At 59.7% G+C, this 11,489-nt stretch carries 8 protein-coding genes and 1 pseudogene; 6 read left to right on the top strand and 3 right to left on the bottom strand.

Annotated features, from left to right (window positions below):
• Together CV770_RS33425 and CV770_RS33420 are read left to right on the top strand one after the other, a co-directional pair.
• Nucleotides 1-2,384, top strand: a 2,384-nt coding sequence (locus CV770_RS33425; RefSeq protein WP_245453925.1) for a glycosyltransferase family 2 protein, incomplete at its 5' end; no start/stop codon positions are given.
• 2 nt (nucleotides 2,385-2,386) lie between these two features.
• Entirely contained in the window at nucleotides 2,387-4,729 is a 2,343-nt protein-coding gene (locus CV770_RS33420) for a glycosyltransferase family 2 protein (protein WP_104465380.1), read from the top strand.
• A gap of 60 nt (nucleotides 4,730-4,789) precedes the next feature.
• On the opposite strand, the gene rfbD is transcribed toward CV770_RS33420, so the two are convergent.
• Both rfbD and rfbC read right to left on the bottom strand, forming a co-directional pair.
• The gene (rfbD, locus tag CV770_RS33415; RefSeq protein ID WP_104465379.1) at nucleotides 4,790-5,740 is read right to left on the bottom strand and encodes a dTDP-4-dehydrorhamnose reductase; all 951 of its coding nucleotides are present in this window, start codon (nucleotides 5,738-5,740) and stop codon (nucleotides 4,790-4,792) included.
• Complete coding sequence (rfbC, locus tag CV770_RS33410; protein WP_104465378.1) at nucleotides 5,740-6,294, bottom strand: dTDP-4-dehydrorhamnose 3,5-epimerase; 555 nt, start codon at nucleotides 6,292-6,294, stop codon at nucleotides 5,740-5,742. The genes rfbD and rfbC overlap by 1 nt, the downstream gene beginning before the upstream one ends.
• Before the next feature lie 109 nt (nucleotides 6,295-6,403).
• Here rfbC and rfbA point away from each other — a divergent pair, with 109 nt between their 5' ends.
• Both rfbA and rfbB read left to right on the top strand, forming a co-directional pair.
• Nucleotides 6,404-7,282, top strand: a complete 879-nt coding sequence (rfbA, locus tag CV770_RS33405) for a glucose-1-phosphate thymidylyltransferase RfbA (protein ID WP_104465377.1) — start codon at nucleotides 6,404-6,406, stop codon at nucleotides 7,280-7,282.
• A 24-nt stretch (nucleotides 7,283-7,306) separates the two neighbouring features.
• Nucleotides 7,307-8,374, top strand: a complete 1,068-nt coding sequence (gene rfbB / locus CV770_RS33400) for a dTDP-glucose 4,6-dehydratase (protein WP_104465376.1) — start codon at nucleotides 7,307-7,309, stop codon at nucleotides 8,372-8,374.
• 585 nt (nucleotides 8,375-8,959) lie between these two features.
• Here the strand turns inward: rfbB and CV770_RS33395 are convergent.
• A pseudogene (locus CV770_RS33395) lies at nucleotides 8,960-9,669 on the bottom strand (IS5 family transposase); the annotation flags it as partial.
• 188 nt (nucleotides 9,670-9,857) lie between these two features.
• On the opposite strand from CV770_RS33395, the gene CV770_RS41865 reads away from it, so the two are divergent.
• Together CV770_RS41865 and CV770_RS33390 are read left to right on the top strand one after the other, a co-directional pair.
• Nucleotides 9,858-10,778, top strand: a complete 921-nt coding sequence (locus CV770_RS41865) for a hypothetical protein (RefSeq protein ID WP_146101404.1) — start codon at nucleotides 9,858-9,860, stop codon at nucleotides 10,776-10,778.
• Nucleotides 10,766-11,425, top strand: a complete 660-nt coding sequence (locus CV770_RS33390; RefSeq protein ID WP_161500054.1) for a class I SAM-dependent methyltransferase — start codon at nucleotides 10,766-10,768, stop codon at nucleotides 11,423-11,425. The genes CV770_RS41865 and CV770_RS33390 overlap by 13 nt, the downstream gene beginning before the upstream one ends.
• Nucleotides 11,426-11,489: the final 64 nt, after the last annotated feature.

The following is an 11,489-nucleotide window of genomic DNA, read 5'->3' as shown; positions in this document are numbered from 1 at the left end:
CAGCTGAGGCGTTGACCAGGCGGGAGTTCGCGACGGCGCTCAAATACGCCGATCGACGCATTCGAGTTTCGCCTCCACCAGCAGCTCACTGCTTCGTTCTCCGCGCGGAAGCTGCTTGGGGGCTCGGACTTAGCGAAGCTGCGCTGTCGGATCTTGCGCGGGCGCGTCTTGTCGATCCTTTTGATGTCGGCGCCAACCGCCGGATGCTGGCGTGGGCTGCCGACGAACGGCGACTGGCCGCAGCCGCTCAACTAATATGCCGCGAAGGCAGCCCGGCCATCCTTCGAGCTGCCATCGCGGAGCTGCGGCGAGCTGGGGGCCGTCATTGGGCGGCCTGCTCTGTGTTCGACAATCACGTGACGGGCTGGATCGCCTGGACCAACGCCCTTTTCGTCGAAGTGAGCCTCGCAACCGAAGACGGCACGCTGACGAGCATTCTCGAACCCAATCCGTTTCACGCGCTGGCGAGCCCAGATGTGCAGGCAACAACCTTCTTGGTTCGGCGGCCACCGTCCACGACAGCTCAAATCGTGACGCTGAGATGCGGCGAAGACGTCGTCCAGGTTCGACGGGTGGCGCCTAACCTCACTTCGACGATGAACCTCCGAGCCGCTCGCGATCCTTCCATTGGAATAGGGCCGAACGTCGACCTGCCGACCGTTATCGTCCCCGTCTATGCAGATGCGCGGGCAACGATCGAATGCTTCGAGAGCCTCGACAAGGCAAGGCGTCCACAAGGAACTGGTAAAGACGCCTTTCAGGTTCTCGCCATCGACGATGCCAGCCCGGAAGTGGAGCTGCAGCGCCATCTGAGCGAACTTGCGACGAAACGCAAGATTCGTCTCCTCGTAAACCCGGTCAATCTCGGCTTTGTCGGCGCGATCAATCGGGCGCTGAACGAGATCCAGAGGGGCGACGTAGTACTGCTCAACTCCGATACGCTCGTTCCGCCCGGCTTCGTCGATCGGTTGGCCGACGTGGCATATTCGGCGCCAAACATCGGAACCGTCACACCACTTTCCAACAACGGCGACATCTTTTCCTTTCCAACGCCGAACGACGTTAATCCGATGCCGCGCTATGACGAGATTGTCGCAATCGATCGCGTCGCCAGCGCAGCTAATGCGGGGAAAGCGATTGATGTCGCAAGCGGCATCGGATTCTGCGTCTTTATTACACGAGCCTGCCTTGACAGTGTGGGCGAGCTCTCGGACAATTTCGATCGCGGTTATCTCGAAGACATCGATCTCTGCCTCCGCGCGCGGACCAACGGCTTCCGGAATGTTTGCGCGCCGTCGGTCTATGTCGGACATCACGGCTCGAAATCGTTTCAAGAGGAGAAGCGAGGTCTCGTGCTTCGCAATCTCAGCTTTTTAGACCAGCGATTCCCAGACTACCGGGAGGAATGCCGCGCCTTTGAAATCGCCGATCCGTTACGGCCGGCGCGCGCCGCTCTTGAGCGTGCGCTGCCATGGCCGGCTGAGCCATCGGTACTAGTTCTCGCGGGCGAGCGGACCTGCCCTGCCGTAACGGACGCGCGAATACGCCATCTCCGCCTGCATGGCGAGCGCACGGTCCTGCTCTCGCGGGACAACAACGTGCTTCATCTCCGAGCTGCCGACGGAGGCTTGCCGCAGACCATGCGTTTGAGGTTCGACGCGGAGGCAAATCTCGCCAGCTCTGGCGACATCCTGAGGCGGCTATCCCCGATGCGTATTGAGATCCTTGAGCCAAACCCGCCGCCGCGGCTCATCGAGCTGATCCGGTGCCTCGATGTTCCGATCGATCGCTGGCTGGTATCAGAGAGCATTGGCGAGATTGGCTCCCTATCCTCCGGAACAGCTCCACTTTTCGTTCCCAGCAAAATGGCAGAGGCCTATGCCCAAAGCAGGTGGCCCGATCGCAAGATCGTGCTGCATGACTGGCCCACATGTTTCCTGACACTGCCGCCGATCTCGGCCAATGATAAATCCCTTGTAATCGTTCCCTCGACGCCAACGCTCGCATCCATGCGCATGATAAAAATATTGGCCGATCGTCTGTGGGGGCGCGAACCATCGCTACCGATCGTTATCGCCGGGGCGACCTGCGGCGATGATCGGCTGATGTCACGGCCCAATATCTTCGTCACGGGCGCGATTACTGCGGACGAACTTGGCGATGTCCTGAGACCGCACAATCCGGGCTGGATCCTCACCGATTTTGAGCAGCCCGTCTTCGGCCATCCTCTCGTCGAGACCGCCAAACAGGCGATAAGGCCAGTCGCCTACCGCGACTGGTCCGGCGGCGCGCTGAAGCCTCGCAAAGGCGACCTTGCCATTTCTGCCATTGCGAACGCGGCAGCGCTTGCCGATCTCGTGGTCGACTGGGTCGCGCGGTCTTGAGCATGTCGCGTCTGTCCCGCCAGCCATCCGAACGGACGATCAGACCAAAGCTCGTCAGCCGGCTCGAGCTCGCGCGCGATGGTACGTTGTCCGGCTTTGTCTACGACGCCCAGGAGCCGGAGCGCCGCTATAGCGTCGAGATTTTACTCGACGGCCTGGTGTTCAGCACAACCTATGCCGACGCCTTCGTTCCCGAGCTTGCTGAACAAGCGCACCAGGCGAGTTGCGGATTCGCGATCACGATTGAGCCCGATCTGCTGCGCGCTGCACGCACGCTCGAGGCGCGCCTGGCCAATCTCGGCACGCCTGTCGGCCAATCGGTCAATTTGGAGAGCGAGTGCGCAAATCGCGCCGATCTGCGCAAGACGTGCCAGTTGCGCTGGCTCGGCGGCCTCCATTTCCAGGGCTGGATCGATAGCGACTCCGCGCTCTTTCTGGAGGCAATCGTCGACGGAGAGGCCGTCGCTCAGGTTAATGCAACCGCTTGGACGCATGTTGGGGGAGCTGCGGCACACCGGAATGCGCGCGCCTTTGGTTTCCACGCCCCGCGACGCTTTGCCGACGGCCGCGTTCACCGCGTTTCGTTGCGCAGAGAGGACGGTGAGCCAATTCCATCGACGGCCGTCTTTGTCGCCTTTCCCGACGGCCTTGCCGGAATGATCGACGCGCTCGGCGGCTACGGTGCCGAGCGCCTGCGCGGTCAGCTGTATGATCAACTGATTCCCGCCTCGCTTCCGTTCTCCGACTACGTGAATTGGTGCGATCGCTTCCCGCTGCCGATGCCGCAAGCAAGTGGCCTTTCGCTCGCGGTCATCGTCGCCGGCGCGCCCGGCGCGGAGCGGACGCTCGCAGCGCTGGAGACCCAGATCCACGAAAGTTGGACGGCAGGCGTGATTGACGGGGAGCTACTCTCCGTCGACAGCGACGCTCTGTTGGAATTTCTGGACGGCGCCGCCTCCGATTCACATCACATCGTCATCGCGATGGCGGGTGTGGTGCTCGAGCCGAATGCCCTGGCCCGCATTGCCGCAGCATTCGACGCCTATCCGGATGCGATCGCCCTGTACGGAGACCTCGATTTTCTCGCCGAGGATGGCCGGCTCTGGCCGCTGGCGTTTCCTGCATTCGACTACGAAAGGATGCTGGAGCAAGGCTATTGTGCGCATTTGTTTGCTGTTCGACGAGACGCCCTGCTCGCCGGCCTTGAGGTTCGTCCCGATAATCTTTACCGCCTCTTCAACTGCCTGCTCGATCACGCTGGTCCACGTTCGGACAACATCCTTCATCTGCCGGGAGCACTGGCGACGCTTCCTAAACTCGATCGAACGTATGCCAGCCATCAACTTGCCGCTGCGAGCCAAATGCACCTCGACGCACGTGCCGTCACTGCCGACGTCACCCCGCATCAAGTTAACCTCTTTCCTGCGGTTCGAATTGGTCGAGCGATTCCGCGCCAGCGCGTGACAGTGGTCATCCCGACCCGAGACCGTCTCCCGCTCTTGCGCACCTGTATCGACAGCATCTCGTCGGCGGTCGAGTGCTGCCGCGCAGATATTCTCGTCGTCGACAATGACAGTGCCGACCCCAAGACGATCGCCTATCTTGCAGGCTTGGCGAGACGCGGCGTGCGGACTTTGCGGGTCGAAGGTCCCTTCAATTTCGCAAGGCTGAACAATCAAGCCGCAGCAACACTCGACAGTGACGTGCTCTGTCTCCTCAACAACGACATCGAGGCAAGTTCCGAAGACTGGCTCGAGGAGATGCTCACGCGGCTCGCCGAGCCTGATGTCGGTGCGGTCGGCGCGCTCCTGACTTGGCCTGGCGGCGTCGTTCAGCATGGCGGTGTCGTCCTTGGAATGAACTTCGCGGCGACTCATGCCTTTACCGACAGATTCGGTGATGATCCCGGGTTTCTCGATCAGCTCCTTGTCGCGCACCAATGCAGCGCCGTGACTGCGGCCTGCCTCGCAACCAGACGCAGCGACTATCTTGCCGTTGGCGGGATGGACGAGTCGCGCTTCGCGGTCGCCTTCAACGACGTCGACTATTGCTTACGGTTGCGCCAAGCGCGCAAGCGTATCGTTTTCACGCCGCATGCGAAGTTGGTTCACGCCGAATCAGCCAGCCGCGGGCGGGATGATCGCGCCGACCGGCGCAGTCGGTTCGAGCATGAACTTAACCTGCTTCGGGCGCGCTGGGGTGAATGGCTCAACGAGGACCCTACCTACAATCCGCAGCTCTCGCGCGACGGGATTCCCTACAGCGGCCTCGCCTGGCCGCCCGGGCCACGCGCCCCTCGCTACAATCATCTCAAACCGGCGCGCGACGTGCCGTTGGGGTTCTGAGGCGGCGCCTCATCGTCCTTCAGGCCGCCGCGCGCCCCCTTCGCTCGATCCGCCGTTCAGTCACGAATAGGCTCGCTGCTGGAGCTGGCGCGCCGGCTCGGCGCGTGCTGCTTTTTCTTGCAACGCAACGAAATCGTCGAGCTCGACCGATAACGCCTCCTGCCAATGCGGCGTGGTCACTCCAAACTGTTTCTTCAGGCGCGACAGGTCGAGCCGCGAATTGCCGGGCCGTATCGCCTTGGTCGGGAAATCGGCCGTGGCGATCGGAATGACGCGTTCAACCTCGAGTTTTAGGCCGCGCGAGCTCAGGCCGGCGACGATCGCGCTCGCAAAGCCATGCCAACTGGCCTCGCCGGCGCAGACGAGATTGACGACGCCGCCTTTGCGCGCAAAGAGCTCATTAAGGTTCGACAAATTTGGCAGCACGATATCTGCAATGGCGTTGGCGATCGTCCTCGCAGTGGTCGGCGCGCCGATCTGATCAGCAACGATACGCAGCTCTCTGCGCTCCATCGCAAGCCGCGCGATCGTGCGTAGGAAGTTGGCTCCTTGGGCGGCGTAGACCCAGGAGGTACGTGCAATCAGATGCGGACCGCCTGCTGCGCAAATGGCGGTGTCACCGGCGAGCTTGCTCGCGCCGTAGACCGACAACGGCCCCGTTTGACTATCCTCGTGCCATGGCGCCTTCCCGGAGCCGTCGAAGACGTAGTCTGTGGAAAAATGCACCAGCGGTACGCGACGTTTCGCAGACCATTGGGCGATCACCCCGGGTCCCCCGGCATTGATGCGGAATGCGAGCTCGCGCTCGTCCTCCGCACGGTCCACGGCGGTATAGGCCGCTGGGTTGATGATGAGATCCGGCTGGAACGTGTCGAGCGCCGCGACCAGTCTGTCAGGCTTCGACAAATCGAACTCATTAACGTTAGGCGCGATGATTGTCCCGAGTCGAGCCAGGACTGGTTGCAATGCACCGCCGACCTGCCCGTCGGTTCCCGTCAACAGTATCCGCATCAGACTTGCCCATACAATGGAAGGTTTTTGACGTCGGCAAGCAGCGGCGCGTCCGCGTCCTTGGCCGAGAGCGACGGCTTTTCAATGCCCCAGTTGATACTGATCGCCGGGTCGTCCCAGCGGATCGAAACCTCGCTCTCCGGACTATAGAAATCATCGCATTTGTAGAAAAAGTCCGCGGTCTCTGAGAGCACCAGGAAACCGTGCGCAAATCCCCGCGGAACCCATAGCTGCCGCCGGTTCTGCTCGCTCAACTCGACGGCCACGTGACATCCGAAATTCGGGCTCCCGATGCGGATGTCGACGGCGACGTCGAGCACCTTGCCCCGTAGCACGGCGACCAATTTGCCCTGGGTAACGGGATTTTGCAAATGCAGACCCCGCAGCACGCCGTAGCGCGAACGGGACATGTTGTCCTGCACGAAGGGCCGCGCGATTCCGTATGCGATGTAGCGAGTGAATTGATAGCTCTCGACGAAGAAGCCACGGTCGTCGCCGAAGAACTTGGGCTCGATGATGAGAACTTCGGGAAGCTCGGTCCGGATCACATTCATTCCGAAGCACTTTGAATTTGCCAACCGGACCCGATCTCCCAGGCGTCGTCACCAACTTGTGCTCTTCACATTATATGTTATGGTTGCGATAAGTAAACTGTGAGGAGCAATGAAAGGCATCATTCTCGCAGGCGGCACCGGCTCTCGCCTCTATCCCGTGACGACTGTCGTCTCGAAGCAACTTCTGCCGGTCTTCGACAAACCCATGATCTACTATCCGCTCTCCACGCTAATGCTCGGCGGAATCAGGGAAATTTTGATCATCTCCACGCCGCAGGACCGGGCGCTTTTCGAGCGCCTGCTCAGCGATGGCAGCGAAATTGGCTTGCGTTTCTCCTACGCTACGCAAGCGACGCCACGCGGACTTGCCGACGCATTCATCGTCGGACGGCATTTCATCGGCGACGATCCAGTCGCCCTTGTATTAGGCGATAACATTTTCTACGGGCACAGCCTGCCTGGAATGTTAACTAAGGCATCCCTGCGCAAGAAAGGCGCTACCATATTCGGTTACGACGTCAAGACACCCGAGCAATATGGCGTGGTCGAGCTCGATCAGGCCGGCCGCGCGCTTTCGATCGAGGAGAAGCCGAAGCAGCCGAAGTCCAACGTCGCGGTGACCGGCCTCTACTTCTACGACAACGACGTGGTCGACATTGCCGCACGCATCAAGCCGTCGGCTCGCGGCGAGATCGAGATTACGGACGTCAACAAGGCCTATATGGATCGGGGCGATCTCTACGTGGACGTGCTCGGTCGCGGTTTTGCCTGGCTCGACGCCGGTACGCATTCCTCGCTCGTCGAAGCCAGCCATTTCGTCCAGATCCTCGAGCAACGCCAGGGCCTGCGCATCGCCTGCCCAGAAGAAATCGCGTTGCGACAGGGCTACATTACGATCCAAGCGTTCGAGCGGGTGGCCGCGAAAACCGCCAAGAGCAGCTACGGCGAATATCTACAATCTGTCGCACGCGCGCACAGAGCAGCCTGATTCGGTACACGGAATAGATTGATCATGCGCTTGAAGGGGTTGACCATCTTCCTGACAGGCGGGGCAGGTTTCATCGGCTCCGCGGTCGTACGACATCTCCTGCGCAGCAGCCACGCGCGCATCGTCAATCTCGACAAGCTCACCTACGCGGCGAACCTCAGCTCCCTGCCCGGCGCAACGGAAAACCTCAACTACGCCTTCGAAAAGCAATGCATCTGCGACGCGCCGGGTTTGCGCCTACTGTTCGAGCACTATCAGCCCGACGCTGTGTTGAATCTTGCCGCAGAGAGCCACGTCGACCGCTCGATCGACGGCCCCGGCGAATTCATCCAAACCAATATTGTAGGAACGTTCACACTGCTTCAAGAAGCCCTACGCTACTGGAGGACGCTATCTCCGGACAAGCGGGCGCGGTTCCGCTTCCAGCATATCTCCACGGATGAAGTATTCGGCTCGCTCGGCGAGGACGGCTTCTTCACGGAAACCACGCCCTACTCGCCCAATTCACCCTACTCCGCAAGCAAAGCGTCATCCGACCATTTGGTGCGCGCCTGGCATGAGACCTACGAGCTGCCGACGCTCCTGACCAACTGCTCGAACAATTACGGCCCCTACCACTTCCCTGAAAAGCTGATCCCGCACATGATCATCAAGGGCCTGGCCGGGGAGAAGCTTCCTGTCTACGGCGACGGAAACAATGTTCGCGATTGGCTCTATGTCGAGGATCACGCCAAGGCCCTCACACTCGTGCTCGAGCACGGAGCCGTCGGCGAGACTTATAATATTGGCGGCCGCAACGAGCGGACCAATCTGCATGTGGTGGAGACGATCTGCGAGCTGCTTGACGACCTCGCCCCGAGTACGGACGGCCCGCGCCGCCGCTTGATCTCATTTGTCACCGACCGCCCCGCGCACGACCGCCGCTACGCCATTGACGCCTCCAAGCTCGAACGCGATCTCGGCTGGAGCGCGGCGGAGAGCTTCGAGAGCGGCATCGAGAAGACGGTGCGCTGGTATATCGAGCAGAAGCCGTGGTGGCAGGCGATCCTGGAACGTCGGTATGCAGCGAACCGGCTGGGGTTGATCAAGTAGCCGCCCGCAGGCTGCCCGCGGCAAGGCGAACGAGCCTGGCAGACCAGGTCATCCCGCGTTAACCAAATCGTCTAGCGCTTAAAGATATAGGCCAACAGCTGTGCAGGTCTCGGCATACAAGCGTGCGGCTGAGAATCGGTGCAAGATCGAGGAATGTCCGAATGCGGTCCTTGCGAGACCCAGCGAAGAACCACGTCGTACCTGTGCGGAGGATAGGGCTCCGCAAATGACGAAAGCGTTTCTGGCTCGTAGAGATCGTCCGTAGATTTTGGGGGAAAGGTGAACTTGGGAACGTCGTTTGATTTGGTATAGGCAAGACCAAGAGCGCTTGCCTTGAAGCTCACATCAACAATGGCCTCACTCGGAAAGTTCACGTGAACCTTGCCGACTCGGCCTGTGATGATGGGCGCTGAGAACGCTGGAAGTCCAGGGAGCGATCCCCTACTAACAATAGCGATTGAGGTACTCTGATCTCGACGCCGGCAAACTGGACCATTTTTGGCTAGAGTTCTCGCTGCCGAATTCCCTCGGCTGGGAGGAGCGGATACCGACGAAGGCCCCAAAATTTGCGGACGCGCAGAAGGCGGCGAAGGTGGTCTCGACCTGGGCTCGTCGGCGCGCGATGAGGAGGTTGTAGCGTTTGAGCCTTGGCGGCAGTTCCGGATGATGTCGGTTGGGACGGAACGCGATGCGGGGCTTTTTGCCTTCCGCTTTCAGTCGAGCTCGTCTGGCATGCGTGTCATAGGCCGCATCGGCTCACACCACGGCCTCATCGCGCGGATCAACTCATCGGCTGGCGTGGTGTCGTTGATGTTGGCGGGCATGGTGAGCACTGTGCGGATCAGGCCGGAGCCTTCATCGACACCAACATGGGCCTTGTAACCGAAGGTCGAGCCGCCTTTGCCCTGCCGCTTGGTAAACCGGGCGTCAGGGTCGTTTGAGGGGCGATCCTCCTTCGGAGGAGCCGACACCGCCTGGATCAAGGTTGCATCCAGCATCGTGCCGCGCTTGAGAATGACGCCGGCATTCTCAAGCTGGCGATCCAGTTCGCCAAACAGCCTCTCCAGCAGCCCTTGTTCGACGAGCTGGCTCCGGGAGCGGTTCAGAACTGTGTGGTCGGGCGTTGCTCCCTCGAGGCTCAGACCGACGAAGCGCTTGAACAACAACCGATCGCCCAGCGCTTCCTCGAGTTCGCGTTCTGAAAGACCATAGAGCGTCTGCAGCAGCACAGCACGCAACAGCACCAGCACAGGATAGCCGGGACGACCGGGGCTATCTTCATCCCCCAAATGGGCGGCGCGCGACGGCGGCTCCGAGCGGATGGCCTAACCGGACCCCATGATCAATTTTCCTGAACTTGACGCACAGAACTTCCAGACGCCGGCGGCGTGATCACCAACCAACCCTGATAGGTGTGTCTTGGGTCTCTTCGGAGATACAATGCCACGCAGATCTAAGGGCCGGCTGCGTGGGGTAAGCGAAAATGACTGGTAGACGCGTGCTTTGGTTCGGTCTCAGGCTCGGGGGCTGTGTCGGCCTTGTATGGCTGGTTTTGACCGGCGGGCTAGGCGGTAAGGGCGATGGCGCCCGTGCGGATGACAACACTTCGATCGACAAGGTTAGATCAACTTGGCGAGCGCAGGATGGTGAGACGCCAGAGGAAATCTTCGCCAAAGTCTCAGCGGTAGCCCATTTCGTTCCCAGGGGATTGAAGGTTGTCCGAAGGACCGACACTGGCGAGCCCGTTGTCGTTTCATGGGCCAAACACCGGTCTGATAAACCAAAGGACGAATATACTGTCACATGGGAAGAGGCACGCGACGGCACATCGAAACTCCTGGCTCCGTATGAAAAGCCGATGGAACTGGGCTGGCAGGCGTTCGAACTTTCGCTTATTGCTGACGAGGTAACAAACAACGAAAGGGGCGTGAACCGTCGCTTTTTGCCTCATCCCGCTAACTTCAACTTTGTGACGACCGCACAAGGCAAGCTGGGCGATCTTCTGCGTCGTGGTCGCGGCACTATCGGCGAGCCGGTTGGAGTGCACTACTCGCCGAAGGTAGACGAGCAGCAAGCCGCCGAGGGCGACCTGGCGCGTCGAGCTTTCGGTCGACTGGCAATATTCCCGGACCTGGCTATTTTACCAGCGACAGAGTCACCGTTTTCGAGAAGCGCGAAGGGCAGATTTGAGCGCCACAATCCTTCTTTGCCAAACTTATCGCCACGTCTGCACCCGACTCTTGGTTTGAGCTTGCGGCCCCGAAAGACCAGAAAGCATTCAAACCAGCTCGAAAAACATCGGCCAAATGAAAGCTCACCTAACCTTCCTCGGCATGCTGCGCAACGCGGCAACTATTTTTCGGAATGGAGCAACAGGAACGGAATGTTGCTATGCAGCCATTGATAAACTTGGTCCTTTCTGCCTGGCATAAAGGTGCAGAGATAGATCTCGATGGCATTGGCTACGGCCGAATACATTGGGGTAATAAAAGAGATATTAAACGCGAATGTTCGAGCTATTACAGGTTGCTATCTGGACTTGCAGCCGTGACAAATTCCAAATCAGCCTTTGAGGTTGGCACGCACTGGGGCGGATCTGCATTGTCGATCTATCGGGGTTTGCAGCATAACTCTGATAAAGCAACAGTAGTGACTGTCGACATTACTACGGAAAGTGATAATTTCATCCCAGCATTTAACGGCCACAGCATTACAAAACTCGTAGGTGATGCTAATTCTCAAGAGGTTGTGAGCGCCGTGACCACACTGCTACCGACTGCCGACTTTATGTTCATAGATGCCGCGCACGCAATGATGCCGACGCTTTCTACGTTCGCGATATATGAGGCGCGCCTAAGGCCAAGAGTGATAGCGTTCGATGATATTCAGTTCAATGATGAGATGAGGTCGTTTTGGCAAGTGATTAGGAAAGGATTCGGAACTCTTTCGATCGACGTGTCAGACTTCTTACCAGAAGCCCGTGATCGCAAGTGCGGATTTGGCATTCTCGTTCTCCCAAGGGCAGCTCCTGATTTGCTGTCGTCGGTCTGAGGCCGAAGTCTGCTGATGGATGCAGCCTCATTCGATGAGTGGGCATGAAGTTTCCCCGTGCGGG

The sequence above is a fragment of the Bradyrhizobium sp. AC87j1 genome (assembly GCF_002936975.1).
Lineage (GTDB): Bacteria > Pseudomonadota > Alphaproteobacteria > Rhizobiales > Xanthobacteraceae > Bradyrhizobium > Bradyrhizobium shewense.
This window is presented reverse-complemented; position numbering and strand designations above follow the sequence as displayed.